General features: G+C 65.3%; 26 protein-coding genes. 18 read left to right on the plus strand and 8 right to left on the minus strand.

All coding sequences use genetic code 11. The annotated features are described in order from the left end of the window. Positions 1-45: 45 nt before the first annotated feature. From cobJ to cobG, 4 genes are read right to left on the minus strand one after another with little or no spacing between them, the layout of a single operon-like run. Positions 46-1,743, minus strand: a complete 1,698-nt coding sequence (cobJ, locus tag K4A76_RS20905) for a precorrin-3B C(17)-methyltransferase (RefSeq protein WP_274411070.1) — start codon at positions 1,741-1,743, stop codon at positions 46-48. Beyond that, on the minus strand, positions 1,731-2,465 hold the full coding sequence (locus K4A76_RS20910) for a precorrin-2 C(20)-methyltransferase (protein ID WP_054904932.1): 735 nt from the start codon (positions 2,463-2,465) through the stop codon (positions 1,731-1,733). The genes cobJ and K4A76_RS20910 overlap by 13 nt, the downstream gene beginning before the upstream one ends. Further along, positions 2,462-3,088: a precorrin-8X methylmutase gene (locus K4A76_RS20915; protein ID WP_009683269.1), complete on the minus strand. Its 627-nt coding sequence runs from the start codon at positions 3,086-3,088 to the stop codon at positions 2,462-2,464. Before K4A76_RS20915 ends, K4A76_RS20910 begins: the two co-directional genes overlap by 4 nt. Beyond that, a complete protein-coding gene (gene cobG, locus K4A76_RS20920) occupies positions 3,081-4,412 on the minus strand; it encodes a precorrin-3B synthase (protein WP_182389581.1) in 1,332 nt (443 codons plus the stop codon). The genes K4A76_RS20915 and cobG overlap by 8 nt, the downstream gene beginning before the upstream one ends. A gap of 143 nt (positions 4,413-4,555) precedes the next feature. On the opposite strand from cobG, the gene cbiE reads away from it, so the two are divergent. From cbiE to K4A76_RS21005, 17 genes are all read left to right on the plus strand, one after another. Next, positions 4,556-5,767 (plus strand): precorrin-6y C5,15-methyltransferase (decarboxylating) subunit CbiE, encoded by a 1,212-nt coding sequence (gene cbiE / locus K4A76_RS20925; protein ID WP_274411071.1) that lies wholly within the window; start codon positions 4,556-4,558, stop codon positions 5,765-5,767. Further along, entirely contained in the window at positions 5,760-6,854 is a 1,095-nt protein-coding gene (locus K4A76_RS20930) for a cobalt-precorrin-5B (C(1))-methyltransferase (protein ID WP_274411072.1), read from the plus strand. The genes cbiE and K4A76_RS20930 overlap by 8 nt, the downstream gene beginning before the upstream one ends. After that, positions 6,851-7,573, plus strand: a complete 723-nt coding sequence (locus tag K4A76_RS20935) for a cobalt-precorrin-6A reductase (RefSeq protein WP_274411073.1) — start codon at positions 6,851-6,853, stop codon at positions 7,571-7,573. Before K4A76_RS20930 ends, K4A76_RS20935 begins: the two co-directional genes overlap by 4 nt. A gap of 94 nt (positions 7,574-7,667) precedes the next feature. Then, positions 7,668-8,105 carry an NfeD family protein gene (locus K4A76_RS20940; protein ID WP_274411074.1) on the plus strand — a complete coding sequence of 146 codons (438 nt, stop codon included), beginning with the start codon at positions 7,668-7,670 and terminating at the stop codon, positions 8,103-8,105. A gap of 26 nt (positions 8,106-8,131) precedes the next feature. After that, a complete protein-coding gene (locus K4A76_RS20945) occupies positions 8,132-8,986 on the plus strand; it encodes an SPFH domain-containing protein (RefSeq protein WP_009683275.1) in 855 nt (284 codons plus the stop codon). Positions 8,987-9,079: 93 nt separating this feature from the next. Beyond that, positions 9,080-9,469 (plus strand): DUF2946 domain-containing protein, encoded by a 390-nt coding sequence (locus K4A76_RS20950; RefSeq protein ID WP_054904938.1) that lies wholly within the window; start codon positions 9,080-9,082, stop codon positions 9,467-9,469. Between the two features lie 46 nt (positions 9,470-9,515). After that, positions 9,516-10,001 carry a copper chaperone PCu(A)C gene (locus K4A76_RS20955; protein WP_029885705.1) on the plus strand — a complete coding sequence of 162 codons (486 nt, stop codon included), beginning with the start codon at positions 9,516-9,518 and terminating at the stop codon, positions 9,999-10,001. Between the two features lie 22 nt (positions 10,002-10,023). Further along, positions 10,024-10,455 carry a DUF2946 domain-containing protein gene (locus K4A76_RS20960; RefSeq protein WP_054904939.1) on the plus strand — a complete coding sequence of 144 codons (432 nt, stop codon included), beginning with the start codon at positions 10,024-10,026 and terminating at the stop codon, positions 10,453-10,455. Positions 10,456-10,521: 66 nt separating this feature from the next. Then, positions 10,522-12,552 carry a TonB-dependent copper receptor gene (locus K4A76_RS20965; RefSeq protein WP_274411075.1) on the plus strand — a complete coding sequence of 677 codons (2,031 nt, stop codon included), beginning with the start codon at positions 10,522-10,524 and terminating at the stop codon, positions 12,550-12,552. 57 nt (positions 12,553-12,609) lie between these two features. Further along, positions 12,610-13,977 carry a PepSY-associated TM helix domain-containing protein gene (locus K4A76_RS20970; RefSeq protein ID WP_161892019.1) on the plus strand — a complete coding sequence of 456 codons (1,368 nt, stop codon included), beginning with the start codon at positions 12,610-12,612 and terminating at the stop codon, positions 13,975-13,977. 290 nt (positions 13,978-14,267) lie between these two features. Further along, positions 14,268-15,674, plus strand: a complete 1,407-nt coding sequence (gene cycA, locus K4A76_RS20975; protein WP_274411076.1) for a D-serine/D-alanine/glycine transporter — start codon at positions 14,268-14,270, stop codon at positions 15,672-15,674. Between the two features lie 184 nt (positions 15,675-15,858). Next, positions 15,859-17,124 (plus strand): urea ABC transporter substrate-binding protein, encoded by a 1,266-nt coding sequence (gene urtA / locus K4A76_RS20980; RefSeq protein ID WP_161892017.1) that lies wholly within the window; start codon positions 15,859-15,861, stop codon positions 17,122-17,124. Between the two features lie 138 nt (positions 17,125-17,262). Beyond that, positions 17,263-18,750, plus strand: a complete 1,488-nt coding sequence (gene urtB, locus K4A76_RS20985) for an urea ABC transporter permease subunit UrtB (RefSeq protein ID WP_443218407.1) — start codon at positions 17,263-17,265, stop codon at positions 18,748-18,750. Beyond that, positions 18,750-19,829, plus strand: a complete 1,080-nt coding sequence (urtC, locus tag K4A76_RS20990) for an urea ABC transporter permease subunit UrtC (protein WP_009683284.1) — start codon at positions 18,750-18,752, stop codon at positions 19,827-19,829. The genes urtB and urtC overlap by 1 nt, the downstream gene beginning before the upstream one ends. After that, a complete protein-coding gene (gene urtD / locus K4A76_RS20995) occupies positions 19,826-20,683 on the plus strand; it encodes an urea ABC transporter ATP-binding protein UrtD (protein ID WP_009683285.1) in 858 nt (285 codons plus the stop codon). Before urtC ends, urtD begins: the two co-directional genes overlap by 4 nt. A gap of 146 nt (positions 20,684-20,829) precedes the next feature. Continuing rightward, a complete protein-coding gene (gene urtE / locus K4A76_RS21000) occupies positions 20,830-21,528 on the plus strand; it encodes an urea ABC transporter ATP-binding subunit UrtE (RefSeq protein WP_054904943.1) in 699 nt (232 codons plus the stop codon). Between the two features lie 31 nt (positions 21,529-21,559). After that, positions 21,560-22,075 carry a GNAT family N-acetyltransferase gene (locus K4A76_RS21005; RefSeq protein WP_029885713.1) on the plus strand — a complete coding sequence of 172 codons (516 nt, stop codon included), beginning with the start codon at positions 21,560-21,562 and terminating at the stop codon, positions 22,073-22,075. A 68-nt stretch (positions 22,076-22,143) separates the two neighbouring features. On the opposite strand, the gene K4A76_RS21010 is transcribed toward K4A76_RS21005, so the two are convergent. Together K4A76_RS21010 and cbpA are read right to left on the minus strand one after the other, a co-directional pair. After that, positions 22,144-22,449 carry a chaperone modulator CbpM gene (locus tag K4A76_RS21010; RefSeq protein ID WP_009683288.1) on the minus strand — a complete coding sequence of 102 codons (306 nt, stop codon included), beginning with the start codon at positions 22,447-22,449 and terminating at the stop codon, positions 22,144-22,146. Positions 22,450-22,451: 2 nt separating this feature from the next. Beyond that, positions 22,452-23,405: a curved DNA-binding protein gene (cbpA, locus tag K4A76_RS21015; protein WP_054912820.1), complete on the minus strand. Its 954-nt coding sequence runs from the start codon at positions 23,403-23,405 to the stop codon at positions 22,452-22,454. Between the two features lie 175 nt (positions 23,406-23,580). Between cbpA and K4A76_RS21020 the strand changes: the two genes are divergently transcribed. Beyond that, a complete protein-coding gene (locus K4A76_RS21020) occupies positions 23,581-24,852 on the plus strand; it encodes an Hsp70 family protein (RefSeq protein ID WP_125854962.1) in 1,272 nt (423 codons plus the stop codon). Positions 24,853-24,990: 138 nt separating this feature from the next. On the opposite strand, the gene K4A76_RS21025 is transcribed toward K4A76_RS21020, so the two are convergent. Then, on the minus strand, positions 24,991-25,998 hold the full coding sequence (locus K4A76_RS21025) for an AI-2E family transporter (RefSeq protein ID WP_009683291.1): 1,008 nt from the start codon (positions 25,996-25,998) through the stop codon (positions 24,991-24,993). 70 nt (positions 25,999-26,068) lie between these two features. Beyond that, positions 26,069-26,356, minus strand: a complete 288-nt coding sequence (locus tag K4A76_RS21030) for a PsiF family protein (protein WP_029885715.1) — start codon at positions 26,354-26,356, stop codon at positions 26,069-26,071. Positions 26,357-26,371: the final 15 nt, after the last annotated feature.

Raw genomic sequence — 26,371 nt, forward strand, 5'->3', positions numbered from 1 at the left:
GCCAGCGCGCTCGCAAGACAGCGCGCTGAAGGGTTTCCGCGGCAGCTAGCTGGCCGAAGGGTACCAACGTGGCGTGTAGGCCCACACCCCACCCGTGAGGCGAGGAAACACGCAGGTTGTGGAGGAGCCCACCAGCACCATGGTGCGCATGTCGACCATTTCTGGCAGCAGCTCGGCCAATGTGACTACCTTGAGCGTCTGCCCCGGCCTACCGATATCACGCCCCAGGACTACAGGCGTGTTGCCAGCACGGTGCCGGCGAACCACCTCGAGCGCCACGCCGAGCTGATGCGGCCTCGAGCGGGAAATCGGGTTGTAGAATGCCAATACCAGGTCAGCCTGGGCGGCCAGGTCCAGGCGCTTCTCGATGATCGACCAGGGTTTGAGGTTGTCCGACAGCGACATCACGCAGAAGTCATGGCCCAGCGGTGCACCTGCCTGGGCAGCGGTCGCCAGCGAGGCGGATACCCCCGGCAGGATCTCCAGGTCGACCCGGTGCCACGCCGGGTCGGTCGACGCGTGCAGCGCTTCGAGCACTGCCGCCGCCATGGCGAACACCCCCGGGTCGCCCGACGATACCACCACCACCGAACGGCCTTGGGCCGCCAGCTCGAAGGCATGCCTGGCGCGTTGCATCTCTTCGCGGTTGTCGGTGCAGTGCAGCACTTGGTCGCTACGGAACGGCCCGGCCATGCGCACATAGGTTTCATAGCCAAGCACGTCCTGCGCCCGGGCCAATTCCGCCTTGACCGCTGGCACCATCAGCTCGGCAGCGCCCGGCCCCAGGCCGATAACGGCCAAACGGCCGCGGCGGCGGCCCAGCCGCTCCACCTCGACCGGGGCGGGTGCCACCGCGATGACCACGTCGCCCTGCCCGATCAGTTGGGCACCGGGCAATGCCGCCGCCAGCATGCTGGCAACATCCCCTGGCTGGGCCGCGAAGCGCAGGGCAACACCCAAAGCCTGCGCCGCTTCGTGCAGGGTGGTGTCGGCCATGGCGTGCTCGCCCGCCAACACACAGGCCACAGCTGGCTCGGCGATGCCGGCCTGCTGCAAGGCAGCACGGATAGTGTGCAGCGCGCCGCCTGCAACCCCCACGACCACCGAGCGCGGGTGGATCAGCAACTCGTCGCGGCTGGCCGGGCGCGCCAGGTGCCCCACATGAATGGTGCGCCGGGCCACCTCGCTGGCGGGCAATTGCGCCTGCTGCAACCAGGGCGCATGCCCCTCGACCCGCACCGACTCGCCAGCCAGCAGGTCGGAAACAAAGCGCTTGCCTTGCTCGACATCAGCCAGGGCATAGCCTTGCGGCGGGTTCAGCAGGCAGGTGCCGAAACGCAGTTCGCCGCTGGTCGTGATGGCGGCGGCAACACCCAGCGCCGCGCCGATTTCCCGCGCCATCACGTTCACCCCGCCCAGGCCGCCGAGCAATGGCACCACCGCACTGCCATCTTCAGCAACGGCCAGCACCGGCGGTTCGCTGCCCTTCTCGCTGAGCAGGGGCGCCAGGCTGCGAATGACGATACCGGCTGCGCACAGCGCAATGATCGGGGTGGCTTGCTGGTACAGCGCCCGCAGGGTGTCGCCAAAGGCACTGTAGTAGCAGTCGGCGCCCTCTACGCGGCCCTGCAGGCCATGGATCAAAGCCTGTGGATAACACTGCTGGATGCGCTGTGCCGTCAACAGGCTGCCCGGCCCGAGAATGACGATGGCCGGTGCCGGGTTCATGGTCAGCCCTGCCATTTTTCCCCCGGCACGATGATCAGCGAAAAGTACGGCGACGACAGTGGGTCGACCTGGTCCAGCGGCACGATTTTCTGGTTGGCCATGGTCGCCCGTTCCACATACAGCGCGCGCCCGTCCAGGCCAAGCTCGGCCAGCACGTCGCGGACCTTGGGGAAGTTGCGGCCAAGCTTCATGATCACCGCCGCATCGGCGTCGGCCAGGCGGCGCTTCAGCTCATCGGCGGGCAACACCCCGGACAGCACGGACAAACTCTGGTTGCGGTACACCAAGGGCGCGCCCAGCACCGAAGCGCCCCCCAGCATGGAGCACACGCCAGGAATCACCTCGGCCTCATAACGCTGTGCCAGGCGGTCGTGCAGGTACATGTACGAGCCGTAGAAAAACGGGTCGCCTTCGCAGATCACCGCCACGTCCCGACCGGCATCCAGGTGCGCGGCCACTTGCACGCTGGCTTCGTCGTAGAAGTCGCTGATGACCTGTTCATAGGACAAAGGCGCCGGCAGGGCTTCGGTGGTCACCGGGTAGACCAGCGGCAGCAGGGTCTGGGCAGGCTGCAGGTGCGCCTCGATGATGCCGAAGGCATTGCCACGCTTGCCCTTGGCCACGAAGTAGCCGACCACCGGGGCCTCGCGCAGCAGGCGCAGGGCCTTGACGGTGATCAGCTCGGGGTCGCCGGGGCCTACGCCCAGGCCCAGCAGTCGTCCACGCGGCGCCATCATTCCACCTCCGTGGCCAGGGCGTTGACCGCGGCAGCGGCCATTGCGCTGCCGCCCAGGCGGCCTTGCATGATCACGAACGGCACGCCGCGGCTGTCGGCAGCGAGCATCGCCTTGGACTCGGCAGCACCGACGAAGCCAACCGGGAAGCCGAGGATCAGCGCCGGCTTGGGCGCGCCGGCGTCGAGCATTTCCAGCAGGTAGAACAGGGCGGTGGGGGCATTGCCGATGACCACCACGCTGCCCTCCAGGTGCGGGCGCCACAATTCCAGGGCCACGGCCGAGCGGGTGTTGCCGGCCTCTTTGGCCAGGCCAGGCACGCTGGGGTCACGCAGGGTGCAGATGACCTGGTTGTCGGCTGGCAGGCGGGCCCGGGTGATGCCCTCGGCGACCATGTGCGCATCGCACAGGATCGGTGCGCCGTTGCGCAGCGCTTCGCGCCCGGCATGGCCAGCGCCTGCAGAGAACTGCAGGCCATCGATGGCTTCGACCATGCCACAGGCGTGGATCACCCGCACGGCGAGCTTTTCGAGGTCTGCGGGGATCCGCTCGAGCCGGGCTTCCTCGCGGATGATCCGGAAGGAATTGCGATAGATCTCCTGACCATCGCGGATGTAGTCAATCATCAAGGTGCTCCGTCGGCAGGTCGAGCATGGCGCCTGCTTCATTCAAGGTAAGGTCGGTGCCGCGCAGGGCGCCAAAGCCTGGCTGGCACGCGTCACGCAGGTACAGGTCATAACGGCCCGGTGAACGGGCCAACAGGGTGGCCGGGGCAACGTGGGCCACGGCGCAGGAACGGGGGCAGCCAGACAAGTGCACGCTGCCCGGGGCGCCAGGGCCGAGCAGCGCGGCCAGGGCCACGGCATCGCCCTTGGTCTCGCCCAGGGCCTTGGCGCAGCCGCTGCTGCCGGTGCAGGCGCTGATACGCGCCAGCGGCTCATCGACGTGGCAAAGCAGGCCCAGGGCAGACAACCCGGCCTGGGCCTGCTCGATGTGCTGCGCCGGCAGGTTGGTCAGCACCAGGCTTTGCCATGGGCTCAGGCGCAGGCTGCCGTCGCCCAGCTCACGGCAGACCTGGGCGACGCCGCGCAGCATGGCCGGGGTCAGGCGGCCCTGCGCCGGGGCAACGCCAAGGGCCAGGCCGCGGGCCTGAGGCAGCTTGCCCAACCACACGGGAGCAGGCTGGTGCCGGCGCCAGCCGAGCACGGCAGCGTCGCGGCGGATATCCAGAGGCAGGCCTTCGACAAACTCGCCGGCCGGGCAGGCTTCCAGCAGCTGGCGCATGCGCGAATGCGCGGGGCTGGCCAGGTCGAGGAAACGGTCGAGCACGGCACGCACCAAGGCCAGGCCATCGGCCAGCGGAACCGCACCCAGCACTTGGCCATCTGCCGGGCAACCCGCCAGGCCGAAAGCCAGCCAGGTTTGCTGGCCCAGGCGCAAGGCCGACAACCACAGGTCGTGAGGGTGTTCGAGCATGGCCAGGGCTTCGCCGGCATCGAGCTGCACGGCGAACTTGGCTGACAACTGGTGGAAGCGCGGGGTGCTTTCGAGCAGGTCTAGAATCTGCCCGGCCAGGGGCCGTGCATCCAGCAGCATGGCCGGATCATGCCCGGCCAGCGGGCTGAGCATCAGGTTGCGCACATCGTCGCCTGCCGCATCGCGCGGGCCCAGGCCTGCCGCGAGCAAGGTCTCGACCAGGGCGTGGTGTGCATTGCCGATGCCGCGGATCTGCAGGTTGCCGCGGTTGGTGGCCTCGATCACGCCGCCGGCGAAACGCTCGGCAGCGGCCGCTACCGCATCGGCCTGGTCGGCCAGCAGCAGGCCGCCCGGTAGTTTGATCCGGCAGATACCGCCATCGCGGGCACTGACGATACGCCACAACCCCGGGCAAGCCGAGGGACGTGGGGTAACAGCGGGGGCATCGGCCTGGGTCAATGGAGTATCCGGCAATCTGTGAAAGTGCGCTTGAGTGTAGAAGGCGCGGTATTATGCCTGCTTTGGCCGGCGGCATGAAAAGCCGGTGGTCGAGCATCATTCGGGTTTGAGCAGAAATTCTGGGGCGCTGTGCGCCCCAGAATCTTTAAGAGGTATGAATGACACCCTGGCTGACAGTAGTAGGCATCGGCGAAGACGGCTTCCCTGGCTTGGGCAAACAAGCCCGGCGCGCCCTGCTGGGCGCCACGAAGATCGTCGGCAGCCCCCGCCAGCTGGCCCTGCTGCCGCACTGCACGCGCGCTGAACAACTGCCCTGGCCCAGCCCATTCTCGCTGAACCCGGTACTGGCCCTGCGTGGCGAGCCGGTGTGCGTGCTGGCCAGCGGCGACCCCATGTTCTACGGCGTCGGGGCCAGCCTGGCGCGCCTGGTGCCCGCGGCCGAAATGCGCGTGCTGTCGATGCCCTCCTCCTGCGCCCTGGCAGCGGCCCGCCTGGGCTGGCCAGTGCAGGACCTGCACGTGTTGTCACTGGTGGCGCGGCCGCTGGCTGCCCTCAACGCCCACCTGTACAGCGGCCTGCGCCTGCTGGTGCTGAGCAACGATGGCGACAGCCCGGCGGCCATCGCTGCACTGCTCTGCGAACGTGGCTTCGGGCCCAGCCGCCTGCAGGTGTTCGAGCACCTCGGTGGCGAAGCCGAACGCATGCTGGTCGGCACTGCCCAGGACTGGCCGCACACCGATATCGCTGCACTCAACCTGGTGGCCATCGACTGCCAGGCCACGCCCCACGCCCCCCGTCACCATCGCCTGGCCGGGCTGCCCGACAGCGCCTTCCGCCACGACGGCCAACTGACCAAGCGCGATGTCCGCGCCATGACCCTGGCGCGCCTGGCACCGCAGCCAGGCGAACTGCTGTGGGACGTGGGTGCTGGCTGCGGCTCGATCGGTATCGAATGGATGCGCGCCCACCCGGCCTGCCGCGCCCTGGCCATCGAGGCCGACGAAGGCCGCCAGGGCTTCATCGAACATAACCGCGATGCGCTGGGTGTTCCCGGCCTGCAGCTGGTTCGCGGCAAGGCGCCGGCAGCGTTGCATGGGCTGGAGCCGCCCGATGCCATTTTCATCGGCGGCGGCGTCACCCGCGAAGGGGTGCTCGACCTGTGCTGGGCCAGCCTGCGCCCTGGCGGGCGCCTGGTGGCCAATGCGGTGACCCTGCAAAGCGAACTGGCCTTGGCGCATTTTCGCCAACAGCACGGCGGCGAACTGACCCGCGTGCATGTCGCCCATGCCCAGCCACTGGGCGCGTTCGACACCTGGCGCCAGGCGCTGCCGATCACCCTGCTGGAAGTGCAGAAACCCGTCGATGCGTGAAGAAACCCGCGAACAGCCCGCCCCACTGCGCAGCGGCCTGACCACCGGCAGTTGCGCCACCGCCACCAGCCTGGCGGCAGCGAAGCTGTTGCTCACCGGGCAGCGTGACGACGCCGTGGCTATCACCCTGCCCAAAGGCAAGGTGGTGCAGATGCGCCTGGAATTCTGTCGCCTGGTGGGCGAATGCGCCGAAGCCGGGACCGTCAAGGATGCCGGCGATGATCCCGACGTGACTCATGGTGCGCTGCTGTACACCCGGGTGCGCCTGCTGGGCGAACCGGGGGTGCGTTTTGTCGCTGGCAGCGGCGTCGGCACCGTGACCCGCCCGGGGCTGGTGCTGGCGGTCGGTGAACCTGCCATCAACCCGGTGCCCCGGCGCATGATCAGCGAGCACCTGCAGCGCCTGGCCGATGAGTGTGGCTACCCTGGCGGCTTCGAGGTCACAGTCAACGTGCAGGGTGGTGAACAGTTGGCGCTGAAGACCATGAATCCGCGCCTGGGCATCCTCGGCGGCCTGTCGATCCTCGGCACCAGCGGTATCGTGCGGCCATTCTCCTGCGCTGCCTATATCGCCTCGATCCACCAGGGCATCGACGTGGCTCACACCAATGGCTACACCCACATCGCCGCCTGCACCGGCAACGCCAGTGAAGACACCATGCGCCGTGTCTACGGCCTGCCGGAAATCGCCCTGATCGAAATGGGCGACTTCGTCGGCGCGGTGCTCAAGCACCTGCGCAAAGTGCCGGTGCCGCGCCTGACCTTGTGCGGCGGCTTTGGCAAGATCAGCAAGCTGGCTGCCGGGCACATGGACCTGCACAGCCGCCATTCCAGCATCGACCTGCCGCAGCTGGCCGGCTGGGCAGTTGCGATCGGTGCTGACACAGCCCTGCAAGCCGCGATCATCGACGCCAATACCAGCCAGCAGGCTCTCGCACTGGCGCATGCGGCCGGTATCGCGCTGGGTGATGCGGTGTGCGCCCATGCCCTGGCCTTTGCCCGCAGCGTGGTGCCGGCGGCAGTGCAGGTGGAAGTGTTCGCCATCGACCGCCAGGGCGGCATTGTCGGCAAGGCTGGCGTGGCATGACCGCCCGTATCCTGCTGCTGGGTGGCATCACCGAGGCCCTGGCCATCGCCCGCCGCCTCGGCCCGCAGCATGTCTACAGCCTGGCCGGTATCGGCCGTGTGCCGCAGGACCTGCAATGCCAGGTGCGGGTCGGTGGCTTCGGTGGCGCCGAAGGCCTGGCGCGCTACTTGCGCGAGTCGGGCATTACCCTGCTGATCGACGCCACCCACCCCTATGCAGCACAGATCAGCGGCAATGCCGCCCAGGCCGCACGCAGCGCCGGCATCCCCTGTTGGGCCCTGCGCCGCCCGGCCTGGCAGGCGCAAAAGGGGGATGACTGGCGCGAAGTGGCGGACTGGGCGCACTTGATCGCAGCACTGCAGCCGTTTCGCCGGCCGCTGTTTACCCTGGGGCGTGAGCCGCTGCAGCACCTGGACGAAATTCCGCCACAGCAGTTCTGGACCTTGCGGGCACTGGAGGCCTGCCCCGGCAATGAGCGCTGTGAAGTGATCGGTGCGCGCGGGCCGTTTGTTCTCGAGGATGAACGGGCATTGTTCCAGCGGCGCAACATAGACGTGTTGATCAGCAAGAACAGCGGCAGCGTGGCGACCGAACCCAAACTGGAAGTGGCGCGTGAGCTGGGGGTGCCGGTGCTAGTCCTGAAACGCCCGGCGTTGCCAGCGGTGGACCGTGCATTCGACACGCCGTTGGCGCTGCTGGCCGCGCTGGGCCTGCACTGACAGCTTTTTCGGATTTTTCCGTACGCCCTGCAAGTGGCCCAGTAGCGCCCTGCTGCCTTACACTCAGCACCTCCCCCTGGAAGGCGCAACCCATATGGAAATGCAATGGTGGATCTGGTTGCTGTTCGGCATCGGGCTGATCCTGCTGGAACTGGTCCTGCCGACATTCTTCATCCTCTGGTTCGGCATCGGTGCCGTGCTGGTCGCGCTGATTGCACTGGCCGCGCCCACCCTGGCCCTGGACATGCAGGTACTGCTGTGGGTCGTGCTGTCATCGGCCACCACCGCGCTGTGGTTCAAGCTGTTCCGGCGCAAGCAGCCGGATGTGCGCTGGACCGCCGACAGCGTGATCGGCGAAGTGGGCCTGCTGACCGCCGCGGTGTCGGAGTTCCACAAGGGCCGTGTGCGCTTCCAGAAGCCGATCCTCGGCAATGAAGAATGGACCTGCATCGCCGACAGCGAAATCGCCGCCGGCGAGCGGGTGCGTCTGACCGCCATCGAGGGCAATACCGCCCGCGTCATCCGGGCCTGAAACCGCACAAAAAGGAATTTTGCATCATGACCAGCCTCATCGTCGTTGGCGCCATCGCGCTGTTCGTTCTGATCACCGTATTCAAGGGGGTTCGCATCGTGCCCCAGGGCGAGGAATGGATCGTCGAGCGCCTGGGCCGCTACCACAGCACCCTCAAGCCCGGCCTTAACATCGTCATCCCGTACATGGACGTGGTCGCCTACCGCCTGCCCACCAAAGACATCATCCTCGATGTGCAAGAGCAGGAAATCATCACCAAGGACAACGCGGTGATCGTCGCCAATGCCCTGTGCTTCGCCAAGGTGGTGGACCCGCAGAAGGCCTCGTATGGCGTACAGAACTTCTCCTTCGCCGTCACCAGCCTGACCATGACCTCGCTGCGCGCGATCGTCGGTGCGATGGACCTGGACGAAGCGCTGTCCAGCCGCGAGCAGATCAAGGCTCGCCTGCGCGAGGCGATGTCCGAGCAGACCGAAGACTGGGGCGTGACCGTGCGTTCGGTGGAAATCCAGGACATCAAGCCCTCGGAAAACATGCAACTGGCCATGGAGCGCCAGGCTGCCGCCGAACGGGAGCGCAAGGCTGATGTGACCCGTGCCGAAGGCGCCAAGCAGGCGGCCATCCTGGAAGCCGAAGCGCGCCTGCAAGCCGCCAGGCTGGACGCCGAGGCGCAAATCAGCCTGGCCGAGGCTTCGGCCCGGGCTATTTCATTGGTCAAGGAAGCCGTGGGCAACGAAACCGTGCCGGCCATGTACCTGCTGGGTGAGCGCTATGTCGGGGCGATGGAAAACCTGGCCGGAAGCAACAATGCCAAGGTGGTGGTGTTGCCGGCGGACCTGCAGGAAACCGTGCGTGGGCTGATGGGGCGTGGCAAGGCTTGATAGCACCACGCGCTGCGTCACTTCACCGCACCCCGCGTATTTACCTATACTCCGCCTTACAATACCCACCACGATTCCTGACCGGATCTCTCCATGCCCCCACGTCGGCACATCGCCTGGATAGCCTGCCTTGCAGTGCTGTTCAACCTGCTGGCCATGCCGCTGTCCTCTGCCGCGCCCAAGGGCCCGGCCGAGCAGCTGCTGTGGGGGGCCTTCTGTTCCAGCATGGCCAACAAGGCCAAGGTCGATGTCCAGGCACTGGCCAAGATCGACCTGGGCCCGCAAAGCGACGACAGCGCCGCCTTGATGAACTGCTGGTGCTGCTCTGGCGCCGCGCCGCTGTTGGCCCTGCCCGCATACCCGCCGCAATTGCACAACCCGCCGACACTGTTCGCCGGGCTGTTGCCGCCACCGGCTGACTATCAACCCACGCCGCGCCAGCTCTGGCCTGCGTTAAACCCCCGTGCCTCTCCGCTGGCCTGAGTTCCGTCGTTGACTGCCTGAACCTGAAACAGAACGGAGATTCACCATGCTCAAGCACGCCCTCGTCCTGGCCGCCCTGATGCTGCCTGGCGCTTTCGCCAATGCCCACGAATACAGCGTGGGTGACCTGCACATTGCCCACCCCTGGTCGCTGCAGTTGCCCCCCAATGCGCCCAACGTGGCGGCGTATTTCGTGGTGCACAACAACGGCCAGGCCGACGACCGCCTGCTCAGCGTCAACAGCCCGATCAGCGATGATGCCCAACTGCACGAACATGCCATGAGCGCCAACGGCGCCATGAAAATGCAACAGGTACCCAGTGTGGTGGTGCCCGCCGGCAAGGACCTGACCTTCGCCCCCAGTGCCTACCACGTGATGCTGATGCAGCCCAAGGATCGCAGCCTGCTGGTCGATGGCAAGCGCTTCCCGTTGACCTTGCACTTCGAGAAGGCCGGCGATGTCACCGTCGAAGTGGCCGTGCAGAAGCAAGCGCCAGCGAACCAGCCGCAAGCGCACGAACACGCACACTGACCGCAGCTGACAGGCGCTGGCCATGAGCCTGCCCTCCCCCCGCATGCGCCGTACCACCCGCCCTGACCGCAGGCGCGCCGGTGGCGGATGGCTGAGCCTGTTCGCCATGTGGATGATCTTCATCGGCCCGCTGATTTCCCAGGCGATGCCGATGAACCACCACGCCGGCATGGCCATGCCGATGGACATGCCCATGCCGGCTGCCCATCAGCACGCTGGCGACAGCCATCACGGCCACGGCAGCGACGGCCAGCTGCATGTAATGTGGGAAAAGTGCGGCTACTGCAGCCTGTTGTTCAACTGCCCGGCCCTGCCCCAGGCCCTTAGCCCACTCAGCGCCGGCAGCGTCGTCCCCACCAGCCACCTGATTGCACCCACGCACCAGGGCCATGCCCGGCAGGCTGTATTCCCCGGTGCGCGCAGCCGTGCACCGCCTTCCTCGATCAGCACCTGAACCCACATTTTGTGCACGAAGCCAGCGAGCTTCGCGCTACCTCATGACTGATCGACTGGAATCATTATGTCTGGCTGCACCCCTGTTTTTGCCTTGTCCCTGCGTGGGACCATCGCCGCACTGTGCGGCTCGCTGCTTGCGCCGGTAGCCCTGGCCGCCGAGCTGAGTCCGACGGTCGTCACGGCCGTGGCACCGAGTTCGCCGTTGACCGTGGTCACCACCCCGAAAGACCCACGCCAGCCGGTGCCGGCCAGCGATGGCGCCGACTACCTGAAAACCATTCCCGGTTTCTCGGCGATCCGCGCCGGCGGTACCAACGGCGACCCGGTCCTGCGCGGCATGTTCGGCTCGCGCCTGAACATCCTCACCAATGGCGGGCTGATGCTCGGCGCCTGCCCCAACCGCATGGACGCGCCGACCTCCTACATTTCCCCCGAAACCTATGACCGGCTGACCGTTATCAAGGGCCCGCAGAGCGTGATCTGGGGGCCAGGCGGTTCGGCGGGCACGATACTGTTCGAACGCGAACCCGAGCAGTTCGGCAGCCTCGGCAGCCGGGTCAATGCCAGCCTGCTGGCCGGCTCCAACGGCCGTTTCGACAAAGTGCTGGATGCCGCTGCCGGGAACAGCCAGGCCTATGCACGGTTCGTCGGCAACCAGTCGCGCTCGGACGACTATCACGACGGTAACAACGACACCGTGCCGTCACGCTGGGACAAGTGGAACGGCGATGTCGCCCTGGGCTGGACGCCCGACCAGGACACCCTGCTGGAGCTGACCGCCGGCAAGGGCGATGGCGAAGCCCGCTACGCCGGGCGTGGCATGGACGGCTCGCAGTTCAAGCGCGAAAGCCTGGGCCTGCGCTTTGAAAAGTCCAACCTCGGCGAGGTGCTGGACACGCTTGAAGCGCAGGTCTACTACAACTACGCCGACCACGTGATGGACAACTACAGCCTGCGCACGCCCTCGGGCAGCGGCATGATGGGCATGCCCATGGTCAGCAACGTAGACCGCCGCACCCTGGGCGCACGCATCAAGGCTACCTGGCGCTGGGCCGACGTACAACTGATCAGCGGCCTCGACGCGCAAACCAACGAGCACCGCCAGCGTGGCGGCATGGGCGTGGACGCGCACAAGGGCCAGCCCTGGACCAAGGACGCCGACTTCCACAACTACGGTGCCTTCAGCGAACTGACCTGGTACGCCACGGGTGAGGACCGCCTGGTCAGCGGTGCCCGCCTGGACCGCGCCTCGGCCCGCGACTTCCGCCAAGGCAGCGCCACCCAGGGCGACACCCGCGCGGCCACCCTGCCCAGCGGCTTCGTGCGCTACGAACATGACCTGGCAGGCCTGCCAGCCACCACTTACATTGGCCTGGGCCATGCCCAGCGCTTCCCCGACTACTGGGAGCTGTTTTCGCCCAAGCTGGCACCGCCCGGTGCGGCCAACGCTTTCGACGGCATCAAGCCCGAGAAGACCACCCAGCTGGACTTCGGCATCCAGTACCGTAGCGAACGCCTGGAAGCCTGGGCCTCGGGTTATGTCGGGCAGATCCGTGACTACATCCTGTTCGACTACCGCCCCGGCATGATGGGCATGAGCACCTCGCAGGCCCAGAATGTCGATGCGCGTATCATGGGTGGCGAACTGGGCGCGGCCTACCAGCTGACCGAGCACTGGAAGGCCGATGCCAGCCTGGCGTACGCGTGGGGCAAGAACAGCAGTGACGGCAAGGCGCTGCCGCAGATGCCCCCGCTGGAAAGCCGCCTGGGCCTGACCTACAGCCGTGATGTGTGGAGCGTCGGTGCGCTGTGGCGGCTGGTGGCGGCGCAGAACCGCATCGCCGAGAACCAGGGCAACGTGGTCGGCAAGGACTACGAAAAAAGCGCCGGCTTCGGCGTGTTCTCGCTCAACGGCGCCTACAAGGTCAACACCAACCTCAAACTCAGCGCCGGGGTCGACAACCTGTTCGGCAAGGCGTACGCCGAGCACCTGAACCTGGCCGGCAACGCCGGGTTCGGCTACCCGGCAAGCGACCCACAGCCGGTCAACGAGCCAGGCAGGACGTTCTGGACCAAAGTCGATTTCAGCTTCTGACACTAACCACGGGCGCAGCTTCGGTTGCGCCCATCTGCGGGTCAAAAGGAGGTTCCCATGAGAGGAACACGCATCAGTTTCTATAACCTGGCCTGGCGTTGGCACTTTTATGCGGGGCTGTTCGTGGCCCCCTTCATGATCCTGCTGGCCATCACCGGGATCATCTACCTGTTCAAGCCGCAACTCGACCCAGTGCTGTACCGCGACCTGATGGTGGTCGAAGCCGGCCATCATCGCCAGGCCGCCGATACGTTGCTGGCCGAGGTGCACCAGGCCTACCCCAATGGCCACGTGGGCCAATACCTGCCGCCGTTGAATGCCGAGCGCAGCGCGCAGTTCGTGGTGCATGACGGCGGGCGAGAATTGAACGTCTTCGTTGACCCTTACAGCGGCAAGGTCCTCGGCGAACAGGACGGCAAGCTGAACCTGCAGGCCATCGCCCGTGCCCTGCATGGCGAACTGATGGTCGGCACCGTCGGTGACCGCCTGGTGGAACTGGCTGCCGGCTGGGGCATCGTGCTGGTGGTGTCGGGCCTGTACCTGTGGTGGCCACGCGGGCGCACCGGCGCCGGGGTAGTGTGGCCCCGGCTGTCGGCACGTGGCCGCCTGCTGTGGCGCGATCTGCATGCGGTAACCGGGTTCTGGGGTTCGGCCTTGCTGCTGTTGATGCTGCTCAGCGGCATGACCTGGACCGGCCTGTGGGGCAAGCAGTACGCCGAGCTGTGGAACCGCTTCCCGGCCGCCATGTGGACCAACGTGCCCAAGTCCGACCAGCAGGCAGGCGAACTGAACGACGCGCACCGCCAGACCGTGCCGTGGGCCATGGAAAATACGCCCATGCCGCAGTCTGGCGCGCATGCCGAACACGCCGGGCACCACATGATGTCGGCCAAACCGGCAGCGCCGCAGGTAAGCCTGCAGCAGGTCGAAGACATCGCCACCGCGCGGCAGGTCGAGCCGGGCTACAGCATTACCCTGCCCACCACCGCCGATGGGGTGTTCACCGTCGCCGTGTTCGCCGATGACCCGCGCAATGACGCCACCCTGCATGTCGACCAGTACACCGGCAAGGTGTTGGCCGACGTGCGCTGGCAGGACTACAGCCCGGTCGCCCGTGCCACCGAACTGGGGGTGATGCTGCATGAAGGCAGGATGTTTGGCGTGGTCAACCAGGTCATCATCCTGCTGGTGTGCCTGATGATCCTGCTGGGCTCGGTGAGCGGGCTGGTGATGTGGTGGAAGCGCCGGCCCGAGGGCGGCCTGGGCGTACCGCCGCTGCGCCATGACCTGCCGCGCTGGAAGGCGGCGGTGGCGGTGATGCTGGTGCTGGGGGTGATGTTCCCGCTGGTGGGGGTGTCGATGGTGGTGATGTGGGCGGTGGACAGCCTGGTGGTGAGGCGCCGCCGGGTGTTGGCCAGCGCCTAATTGTGCATGAGCAGTGAATGACAAGCTGAATGCCGCAGGTGCCTAGAGCACGAGTGGGAGCAGAAGCTGTCATTCACCGCTCCCACAATGAATCGCGCAGGCTTGTCAAATTTTGGGAAAGACCGTTGCTCCTACAACGAACTGCGTTGGCTTTGTAGAGAGGGCGGCACAGGCATCACACTGCTACCCAAATGCAGAGTCGATCTGTCACGCCCCGAATTGGGACGCCCGTGTTAGCCTAGCCGGCTACCTCTGACAAGAAGACTGACCTTTACAAGGGAATGCTGCCTATGACGCAAACCTCACCCACAGCGCCAGATGAACCGCATCTGCAGCGCAACCTGACCAACCGCCATATCCAGCTCATCGCCATCGGCGGCGCGATCGGCACCGGCCTGTTCATGGGCTCGGGCAAGACCATCAGCCTGGCCGGCCCATCGATCATCTTCGTCTACATGATCATCGGCTTCATGCTGTTCTTCGTCATGCGCGCCATGGGCGAGTTGCTGCTGTCGAACCTCAACTACAAGTCGTTCATCGATTTTTCCGCCGACCTGCTCGGGCCCTGGGCTGGCTACTTCACCGGCTGGACCTACTGGTTCTGCTGGGTGGTCACCGGCATCGCCGATGTTGTCGCCATCGCCGCCTATACACAGTTCTGGTTCCCCGACCTGCCGCAGTGGATACCCGCGCTGACCTGCGTGGCGCTGCTGCTGTCGCTGAACCTGGTAACGGTGAAAATGTTCGGTGAGCTGGAGTTCTGGTTCGCCCTGGTCAAGATCGTCGCCATCCTCGGCCTTGTCGCCACCGGCCTGTACATGGTCATCACCGGCTTCACCTCGCCCAGCGGGCGCACGGCGCAACTGGCCAACCTGTGGAATGACGGCGGCATGTTCCCCAACGGGGTGATGGGCTTCTTCGCCGGCTTCCAGATCGCCGTGTTCGCCTTCGTCGGCATCGAGCTGGTCGGCACCACCGCTGCCGAAGCGAAAAACCCCGAGCGCACCCTGCCGCGGGCGATCAACTCGATCCCGGTACGCATCATCGTTTTCTATGTGCTGGCGCTGATCGCGATCATGGCGGTGACCCCATGGCACGACGTGGTACCGGGCAAGAGCCCGTTCGTCGAGCTGTTCGTGCTGGCCGGCCTGCCGGCCGCGGCGAGCATCATCAATTTCGTGGTGCTGACGTCGGCCGCTTCGTCGGCCAACAGCGGCGTGTTCTCCACCAGCCGCATGCTGTACGGCCTGTCGCAGGAAGGTGATGCGCCCAGGGCGTTCGAGAAACTGTCCAGCCGCTCGGTACCTGCCAACGGCCTGTACTTCTCCTGCACCTGCCTGCTGCTGGGGGCGGTGCTGATTTACCTGGTGCCGAACGTGGTCGAGGCATTCACCCTGGTGACCACGGTGTCGGCGGTGCTGTTCATGTTCGTCTGGACGCTGATCCTGCTGTCGTACCTGAAATACCGCAAGCAACGGCTGGCGCTGCACCAGGCGTCGAAGTACAAGATGCCGGGCGGGCGCTTCATGTGCTACGTGTGCCTGGTGTTCTTTGCCTTCATCCTGGTGTTGCTGAGCCTGGAGGCCGACACCCGCTCGGCGCTGGTGGTAACGCCGATCTGGTTCCTGTTGCTGGCATCCACTTACCAGGGCGTGCGCAGCCGCCGTCAGCCGCGTTCCACAGTGCGCAACGGTTAATGGCCTTTGGGGCTGCTTTGCGGCCCCAATCCTGTGCACGCAAACCCCACAAGCACCATGCTGGCCCGCGCAAACGCCCCAACACCTCGCACCACGGCTCTATCCCGCCCGTTTCGCCGTTAGGCACACCCCTTGCAACGCTCCTCCCGCTTGCCCAACACATAAAAACCAGCGGAGAGAGCACATGAAGCGTCGCAGTCTGATCAAGGCCTTTACCCTCAGCGCATCGATTGCGGCAATGGGCCTGAGCTGGAGTATCCAGGCCGCCGAAACCATCAAGGTCGGCATCCTGCATTCGCTGTCGGGGACCATGGCCATTTCCGAGACGTCGCTCAAGGACATGGCGCTGATGACCATCGAGGAAATCAACGCCAAAGGCGGAGTCAACGGCAAGATGCTCGAACCGGTGGTGGTCGACCCGGCCTCCAACTGGCCGCTGTTCGCCGAGAAGAGCCGCCAGCTGCTGACCCAGGACAAGGTCGCGGTGGTGTTCGGCTGCTGGACCTCGGTGTCGCGCAAGTCGGTGCTGCCCGTGTTCGAGGAACTCAACGGCCTGCTGTTCTACCCCGTGCAGTACGAGGGTGAAGAGATGTCGCCAAACGTGTTCTACACCGGCGCCGCCCCCAACCAGCAAGCCATCCCTGCGGTGCAATACCTGATGAGCGAAGACGGCGGCAGCGCCAAGCGCTTCTTCCTGCTGGGCACCGACTACGTCTACCCTCGCACCACCAACAAGATCCTGCGGGCCTTCCTGCACAGCAAGGGCGTGGCCGACAAGGACATCGAAGAGGTGTACACGCCGTTCGGCCACGCCGACTACCAGACCATCGTCGCCAACATCAAGAAGTTCTCCGCAGGCGGCAAGACGGCGGTCATCTCCACGGTCAACGGCGACTCCAACGTGCCGTTCTACAAAGAACTGGCCAACCAGGGCCTGAAAGCCACCGACGTGCCGGTGGTGGCGTTCTCGGTGGGCGAAGAAGAGCTCCGCGGTATCGATACCAAGCCGCTGGTGGGCCACCTGGCGGCGTGGAACTACTTCGAGTCGGTGGATAACCCGGTCAACCAGAAGTTCGTCGCCGACTGGAAAGCCTACGCCAAGGCCAAAGGCCTGCCAGGTGCCGACAAGGCGGTAACCAACGACCCGATGGAGGCCACCTACGTGGGCATCCACATGTGGGCCCAGGCGGTCGAGAAAGCCAAGTCCACCGACGTGGACAAGGTCCGCGAGGCCCTGGCCGGCCAGACCTTCAAGGCACCGTCAGGCTTCACCCTGACCATGGACAAGACCAACCACCACCTGCACAAGCCGGTGATGATCGGCGAGATCCAGGATGACGGGCAGTTCAGCGTGGTCTGGGAAACCGAGCAGCCGCTGCGGGCGCAGCCATGGAGCCCGTTCATTCCGGGCAATGACAAGCGGCCAGATTACGCCGTGAAAGGTAACTGAGTGCAGGGGGCTGCTTTGCAGCCCATTCGCGGGCTTGCCCGCTCCCACAGGATCCCCACTGCCCTCTGGACCGGTGAAATCCCTGTAGGAGCGGGTTTACCCGCGAAGAATCCAACACCGATTTCCAGGATTGCCCGCATGCTCAGACTCCTGCTCACACTTCTCCTGCTAATGCCCTTGGCAACCCACGCCAGCGAGGGCGAATTCTTCCTCACCGCCAAGCCCGCGGAGCAGGCCCAACTGCTCGGAAACTGGGCAGCGCAACCCGATGCTGAACGCCTGCCGCTGTTGGAAAACCTGCGCCAGGGCCGCATCGCACCCGACGACGCCCGCAAGCTGCGCCTGAACAACCGCCTGCGCGGCTTGATCGACAATGCCCTGGCCAGCCACCAGTTGCTCAGCGACGACAGCGACACCCGCCTGGCTGCCGCCCAGCAACTGCAAAAAAGCGCACAACCGGCGCAAATGGCGTTCCTCGACCGGCGCTTCGCCAGCGAGCCGGACGCTGCCGTACACGCAGCCCTGGGCCTGGCCCTGGCCAATTTGCAACTGGGCGCCAGCGACCCCGCCGTACGCCTGGCCGCCGTACGCCTGCTGGGGGAAACCGGCGACCCGCTGGCTCGCACGCGCCTTGAAGCGCTGCTGCAACCCGACGCGGAAAGCGACCCGGGCGTGCGCACCGCTGCCGAAACCAGCCTGGCCCAGGTGCAGCGCAAGCTGCTGTTCGGCGAGCTGCTCGGCCAGGCCTTCAGTGGCCTGTCGCTGGGGTCGATCCTGCTGCTGGCGGCGCTCGGCCTGGCGATCACCTTCGGCCTGCTTGGCGTGATCAACATGGCCCATGGCGAGATGCTGATGCTCGGCGCCTACAGCACCTATATGGTCCAGGTGCTGGTGCAGCGTTATGCCCCGGGTGCCATCGAGTTCTATCCGCTGATCGCCCTGCCGGTGGCCTTCGCCATCAGCGCCGGCGTCGGCATGGCGCTGGAGCGCACGGTCATCCGCCACCTGTATGGCCGCCCACTGGAAACCCTGCTGGCCACCTGGGGGATCAGCCTGATCCTGATCCAGGCCATCCGCCTGCTGTTCGGCGCGCAGAACGTCGAAGTCAGCAACCCGGCATGGTTGTCGGGCGGCATCCAGCTGCTGCCCAACCTGGTGCTGCCCTACAACCGCCTGGTGATCATCGGCTTCGCCCTGGCGGTGGTGCTGCTGACCTGGCTGCTGCTCAACCGCACCCGGCTGGGCCTGAACGTGCGGGCGGTGACCCAGAACCGCAACATGGCGGCATGCTGCGGTGTGTCTACCGGGCGCGTCGACATGCTGGCCTTCGGCCTTGGCTCGGGCATTGCCGGGCTGGGCGGCGTAGCCCTGAGCCAGGTGGGCAACGTCGGCCCGGACCTGGGCCAGAGCTACATCATCGACTCGTTCCTGGTGGTGGTGCTCGGCGGGGTCGGGCAACTGGCCGGTAGCCTGTGGGCGGCGTTCGGCCTTGGCATTGCCAACAAGCTGCTGGAACCCCAGATCGGCGCCGTACTCGGCAAGATCCTCATCCTTGCGTTGATCATTCTGTTCATCCAGAAGCGCCCGCAAGGCCTGTTCGCCCTCAAGGGACGTGTAATCGACTGATGAACCAGCCACTGCTAGTCACCGCTACGCAAAAGGCCGGGCCGCGCCTGTCGCTGGCCATCGGCGCCGTCGTCACCCTGCTGCTGGTCGCCCTGCCGCTGTTGTCGCTGCTCCCGGCGGACCACGCCTTGCAAGTGTCGGCCTATACCCTGACCTTGGTAGGCAAGATTCTCTGCTACGCCATCGTCGCCCTGGCCCTGGACCTGGTCTGGGGCTACGCCGGCCTGCTGTCACTGGGCCACGGCCTGTTCTTCGCCCTGGGCGGGTATGCCATGGGCATGTACCTGATGCGCCAGGCGGCCGGGGACGGTCTGCCCGGGTTCATGGCTTTTCTGTCGTGGACCGAGCTGCCATGGTACTGGGCCGGAACCCAGCATTTTGCCTGGGCCCTGTGCCTGGTGGTGCTGGCCCCCGGGCTGCTGGCGCTGGTGTTCGGTTGGTTCGCCTTCCGCTCGCGGATCAAGGGTGTGTACTTCTCGATCATGACCCAGGCCCTGACCTTCGCCGGCATGCTGTTGTTCTTCCGCAACGAAACCGGCTTCGGCGGCAACAACGGCTTCACCAACTTCCGCACCATTCTGGGCTTCGACATCACCGCGCAAGGTACCCGCGCCGTGTTGTTCCTGCTGACGGTCGGCCTGCTGCTGGCCAGCCTGTACCTGTGCTGGCGGCTGACCCGCAGCAAGTTCGGCCGCCTGCTGACCGCAGTGCGCGACGCCGAGAACCGCCTGATGTTCTGCGGTTACGACCCGCGCGGCTTCAAGCTGCTGGTGTGGGTGCTCAGCGCCGTGCTGTGCGGCCTGGCCGGGGCGCTGTACGTGCCCCAGGTGGGCATCATCAACCCCAGCGAAATGTCGCCGACCAACTCCATCGAAGCCGCCGTGTGGGTAGCCCTTGGTGGCCGTGGCACGCTGATCGGGCCGTTGCTCGGCGCCGGCTTGGTCAACGGCATGAAAAGCTGGTTCACCGTGGCCTTCCCGGAGTTCTGGCTGTTTTTCCTCGGTGCGCTGTTCATTCTCGTCACCCTGTACCTGCCCAAGGGCGTGGTCGGCCTGTTGAAAAAAAGGAGCCAGCCATGAGAGGCGTGCCCCCGGTGCATCCCGAATTCATGCTCGAACCGGTATTCGACCCCCTCGGCGCCGGCCGCGACGCCATTGGCCTGGGCCACACCCGCAAGGCGGGCCTGGATACCCGCCACGGCACAGTGCTGAGCCTGGAAGACATCAGTGTCAGCTTTGACGGTTTCAAGGCGCTGAACGCGCTCAACCTGTACATCGGGGTGGGTGAGTTGCGCTGCATCATCGGCCCCAATGGCGCCGGCAAGACCACCCTGATGGACGTGATCACCGGCAAGACCCGCCCAGACAGCGGCACGGCCTACTTTGGCGACACCCTAGACCTGACCCGCCTGAGCGAGTACCAGATCGCCCAAGCCGGCATTGGCCGCAAGTTCCAGAAACCCACGGTGTTCGAGGCGCTGACGGTATACGAGAACCTGGAGCTGGCGCTGAAGACCGACAAATCGGTATGGGCCAGCCTGGCTGCGCGCCTGAGCGGCGAGCAGCGCCAGCGCATCGAAGAGGTGCTGACCACCTTGCGCCTGCTGCCGCTGGCCCAGCGCCAGGCGGGCCTGCTGTCGCACGGGCAGAAGCAGTTCCTCGAAATCGGCATGCTGCTGGTACAGGAGCCGCAGTTGCTGTTGCTGGATGAACCCGTGGCGGGCATGACCGATGCCGAGACCGAGTTCACCGCCGAGCTGTTCAAGGGCTTGGCCGGCAAGCATTCGCTGATGGTGGTCGAGCACGACATGGGGTTTGTCGGCAGCATCGCTGACCACGTTACTGTACTGCACCAGGGCAGTGTGCTGGCAGAAGGGTCGCTGGAGCAGGTGCAGGCGGATGAGCGGGTGGTCGAGGTGTACCTGGGCCGCTAGACAGGGATACCTGTGCCGGCCTATTCGCGGGTAAACCCGCTCCCACAGGTAATGCACAAGTCTTGAAATCTGTGCGGTCCCTGTAGGAGCGGGTTCACCCGCGAATAGGCCGGCACAGGCACAGCAACACTTTCAGGAACACCAACATGCTCAAGATCGACACCCTGCACCAATACTACGGCGGCAGCCACATTCTGCGCGGCCTCTCCTTCGAAGCCAAAGTCGGCGAAGTGACCTGCCTGCTGGGCCGCAACGGGGTCGGCAAGACTACCCTGCTGCGCTGCCTGATGGGCCTGGTGCCCGCCCGGGATGGCAGCATCGAATGGGAAGGCAAGCCGATTACCGCGCTCAAACCCCAGCAACGCGTACACGCCGGCATCGCCTACGTGCCCCAGGGCCGTGAGATTTTCCCGCGCCTGACCGTCGAGGAGAACCTGCTGATGGGCCTGTCGCGTTTCCCCGCGCGGGAGGCCCGCGAAGTGCCAGCCTTCATCTACGAGCTGTTCCCGGTGCTTGAGCAAATGAAGCAGCGCCGGGGCGGCGACCTGTCTGGCGGGCAGCAGCAACAGCTGGCCATTGGCCGCGCCCTGGCCAGCCGGCCGCGCCTGCTGATCCTCGACGAACCGACCGAAGGCATCCAGCCGTCGGTCATCAAGGAAATCGGCGCCGTCATCCGTCGCCTTGCCGCACGGGGGGACATGGCGATCCTGCTGGTGGAGCAGTTCTACGATTTTGCCGAAGAGCTGGCCGACCAGTACCTGGTCATGGCCCGTGGCGAGATCGTGCAGCGCGGGCGCGGCGAAAACATGCAAGCCGAGGGTGTGCGCGGCCTGGTAACCATTTAACCTGCAAGCACCGTACTTGCGAGACCCTGTCATGAGTTACCAGCTGCGCGATGCCCTGCCCGCCGACGTGCCGGGCATCCTCGATATCTACAACGACGCCGTGCGCACTACCACGGCGATCTGGAACGAAACCCCGGTAGACCTGGCCAACCGCCAGGCCTGGTTCGAAGCACGTGCGCAGCAGGGCTATCCGATCCTGGTGGCTGTGGATGACACGGGCGTGCTGGGCTATGCCTCGTTTGGCGACTGGCGGCCGTTCGAGGGTTTCCGCCTGACCGTGGAGCACTCGGTGTACATCCGCGGCGACCAGCGGGGCAAGGGGCTGGGGGCGGTGTTGATGGCGGCGCTGATCGAGCGTGCACAAGGCTGCGGCAAGCATGTGATGGTCGCGGCCATCGAAAGTGGCAATGCGGCGTCGGTCCGCCTGCATGAGCGGCTGGGTTTCGTGGTGACCGGGCAGATGCCCCAGGTTGGCGTGAAGTTCGGCCGCTGGCTGGATTTGACCTTCATGCAGCGGGTACTGAACCCGGGAGCTGAACCAGGCTGAAATGCGGCCGCTTGTGGGAGGGCCCTTTCGCGACACAAGGCCACTCCCACAAAGGCCGGCGCGCAAGCCTACATCTGGGTAAACCTGCCCAGCCGCTGCTTCAACATGCTGTTCTCGCTGCGCAGCTGCTGCACTTCCTGCAACAGCTCCAGCGCCAGCGCCACCCCTTCCCACTCCAGCTCCAGTTCCCGGTGCAGCTTGGCCGCGCGCTTGGCCAACAACGGCGCCTGATCGTCAAACAGCCAGTCCTCTGGCGTTCGGCCAGAAGGCTCGACAATGCCGTGTTCGACGATTTCGATCACGCAGTCCGCCGTGACATCGGCTTCCTGACACAGGGTACGCATGTCCAGTTGAACGATCAGGGTGCTGCTCATGATCACTTACTCCATTGTGTCCTCGGGTTGAACGCCGCTTTCTCGGCGAGCTTCGTCCACAGTTCGCGGGCAGACTCGTCGGATGCCGGCGGCATCACCACCTTCAGCTGTGCATACAGGTTACCGCGCTCACCGTGCTTGCTCGCAAGGCCTTTGCCCGGTACACGCAGGCGCTGGCCGCTCTGGCTGTCCGGGCGGATGGTCAGGTTGATCTTGCCGTCCAGGGTGGGTACCGCAACCTTGGTGCCCAGCGCAGCCTCCCATGGCGCCAGCGGCACGGTGATGATCAGGTCATGGCCTTCAACATCGAACAGCGGGTGCGGTGCCATGCGAATGGTCAGGAACAGGTCGCCATTGGCCCCGCCGCCACTGCCCGGCGCGCCCTGGCCCTTGAGGCGGATACGCTCGCCATCGGTGACCCCGGCCGGAATCTTCACATTCAGGGTTTTGGTGGTGAAACCGGTGCGCTGGCCCATGGCATTGGTTTGCGGCACCTGGAAGCTGATCTGCTTGGACTCCTTGCTCAGGGTTTCTTCAAGGAATACGGCCAATTCAAGTTCCACGTCCTGCCCCCGCCTGCCGGCACTGCGTTGCTGCTGCCGGCCACCACCGAAGGGGTTGCCACCACGGTTGCCGAATATCGAGCTGAAGAAGTCGGAGAAATCGCCGCCCTCGAAGCCGCCACCGCCACCGCGGTTTTCCCAGCCCGGTGGCGCCTGGAATGGCCGGCCGTGCTGGCCGCCATACTTGCGGATCTCATCGAACTCGGCACGTTTCTGCGCGTCGCCCAGAACCTCGTACGCCTCATTGGCCTCTTTGAATTTGTCCTCGGCGTCGCGTTCCTTGCTGACATCGGGGTGGTACTTGCGTGCCAGCTTGCGGTACGCGGCCTTGATCGCCTTCTCGTCCGCCGTGGGCTCTACGCCAAGTATCTTGTAATAGTCTTTGAAGTCCATCTGTGGATCACCAATGTGAAAGTGCGTGTTGCAACTGAAGATGCTACTGAAGATAGGGGTCAAGCATAGCCTTTCAAGACCGCCTTGGCTTTGCTCCATCGCAGACGACTGGTCTTGATTCTGTAGCCAACTGGCATAAACTGCGCGGCCGTTTTGCCTCCGGAAGCCTTTTCCCATGTCTGACGTAACCCCGGCCCGTGCCCTGGGCATCGACTTTGGCACCTCCAACTCCACGGTTGGCTGGCACCGCCCTGGGGTCGAGTCGCTGATCGCCCTGGAAGATGGCAAGATCACCTTGCCCTCGGTGGTGTTCTTCAACATTGAAGAGCGGCGCCCGGTCTATGGCCGCCTGGCCCTGCACGAGTACCTGGAAGGCTACGAAGGCCGCCTGATGCGCTCGTTGAAAAGCCTGCTGGGCTCCAAGCTGATCAAGCACGACACCAGCGTGCTGGGCAGTGCCTTGCCGTTCAAGGACCTGCTGGGCATGTTCATCGGCGAGCTGAAAAAGCGTGCCGAGGCGGCCGCGGGCCGCGAGTTCGACCAGGTCGTGCTGGGGCGCCCGGTATTTTTCGTCGACGAAGACCCGGCCGCCGACCAGGAGGCCGAAGACACTCTGGCCGAGGTGGCACGCAAGCTCGGCTTCAAGGACGTGTCGTTCCAGTACGAGCCGATTGCCGCCGCGTTCGACTACGAGTCGACCATCAGCCGCGAAGAGCTGGTACTGATTGTCGACATTGGCGGTGGTACCTCGGACTTCACCCTGATCCGCCTGTCGCCAGAGCGCCACCTGCTGGCCGAGCGCCAGAGCGACATCCTGGCCACGGGCGGCGTGCACATCGGCGGTACCGACTTCGACAAGCAGCTGAGCCTGCAGGGCGTGATGCCGCTGTTCGGCTACGGTAGCCGCATGAAAAGCGGCGCCCTGATGCCGACCAGCTACCACCTCAACCTGGCCACCTGGCACACCATCAACGCGCTGTACTCGCAGAAGTCGCAGCTGGCGCTGGGCAGCATGCGCTACGACATCGAGGACAGCTTCGGCATCGACCGGCTGTTCAAGCTGATCGAGCAGCGTGCCGGGCACTGGCTGGCGATGGAAGTGGAAGCCAGCAAGATCGAACTGACCGAGCGCGACAGCCGCCGCATCGACCTGCACCGGGTCGAGCCTGAACTGTCTGCCGAACTGACCCGGGTGCTGTTCGAAGAGGCCATTGAGGGGCTGCTGGAGCGTGTGCGCGGCAGCGTGAGCGAGCTGCTGGCCAAGGCCGGGGTGAGCGAAGGCCAGGTCGACACGGTGTTCTTCACCGGTGGTTCCAGCGGGATTCCGGCATTGCGCAACAGCGTGTCGGCGATGTTGCCCAATGCGCGGCATGTGGAGGGCAATATCTTTGGCAGTATTGGTAGTGGGCTGGCGATCGAAGCGCGCAAGCGGTACGGGGTAGCCTGATCCATTTTGGGGCTGCGTTGCAGCCCATCGCGACACAAGGCCGCTCCTACAGGGTGAGGTGCAATCATTGGATGCACGCAGTCGGCTGTAGGAGCGGCCTTGTGTCGCGATGGGCCGCAGCGCGGCCCCGGCAATCTGTCAGACCAGCTCGGCCCGCTTCAGCTCACTTTTCAGGTAGGCATAGTAGATCGGCCCCGCCACCACCCCAGGCAGCCCGAACGCCGCCTCGAACACCAACATCGCCAGCAGCAGCTCCCACGCCTTGGCGCTGATCTGCCCACCCACGATACGGGCGTTGAGGAAGTACTCGACCTTGTGGATGACGATCAGGTAGCCCAGCGCCGCCGCCGCCACCCAGATCGACAGCGACAAGCCGACGATGGTGATCAGGGTGTTGGACATCAGGTTGCCGATCACCGGCAGCAGCCCCAGCAGGAAGGTCAGTACGATCAGCGTCTTGGTCAGCGGCAGGTGCACCCCGAACAGCGGCATCACCACTGCCAGGAATATGCCGGTAAAGGCCGTGTTGAGCAGCGAAATCTTGATCTGGGCGAAGACGATGTTGCGAAACGCCTGTACCAGCAGGGCCAGGCGCTCGAACAGTGCCGCCGCCAACGGCTTGCGCCGGGACACATCGGGAATGCGCTGCAAGGCAATGATGGCGCCGAGGATCATACCGATCAGCAGCGTGACGAACATGTGCGCCATGCCCTTGCCGACCAGTTGCAGGTCGCTGAGGTGGCTTTTGATCCAGTCGCCGATGGCGACCTTGAATTCGGCAGCACTGGCGGGCAGGTAGGCTTCGATGAACGGCGGCAGCTGGCTGCGGGCCTGTTCGACCAGGGCCATGAACTTGTCCAACGAGGCGCCAGGGTTTTCCGCCTCGTGCAGCAGGAAGCTGAACGCGCCGGCAATCAGCAGGCTCAGGCTGAGCACCACCAGCGTGCCCAGCAGCGCCACCGCCAGCCAGCGCGCGCGTTGCCCGGCCAGCAGGGGTTGCAGGCGCGGGGTCAGCATGTTGACCAGTTCGAACACCAGCAAGCCGGCCAGCAGGCTGGGCAATAACTTCAGCGGCAAAGCCAGCAGCAGGCCGGCCATGACGATGATCAGGCTGGCCAAGGTAATCTGACGCGGGGTAAAGGTCATACAGCCTCGAAGGCAGACAGCGGGAATGCCCGCAGTCTGCCAGCCTTGACGGCGCAGGCATAGGCGCAGGTCACTTCTTCTTCAGGCAGTCACTCATGAACGCTTTGCGCTCGTCCCCCTTCAGGGCTTTGGTGGTGGCGTCGGCGTTGCAGGTTTTCATCTTTTCCTGCTGGGTTTGCGGGGCGCTCTTCTTCAGGCAGGTGCTCATGAAGGCCTTGCGCTCATCACCCTTGAGGGCCTTGGCGGTGGCGTCGGCATTGCAGGTTTTCATTTTTTCCTGCTGCGCGGTGTTGGCAGCGAAGCCTTGGGCGCTGAACATCAACGCCAGGGCCAGTAACGGGATGTGCAGCACTTTCATGGAGTGGTCTCCTGG

It is taken from the genome of Pseudomonas sp. NEEL19 (assembly GCF_028751975.1).
Classification (GTDB): domain Bacteria; phylum Pseudomonadota; class Gammaproteobacteria; order Pseudomonadales; family Pseudomonadaceae; genus Aquipseudomonas; species Aquipseudomonas juntendi.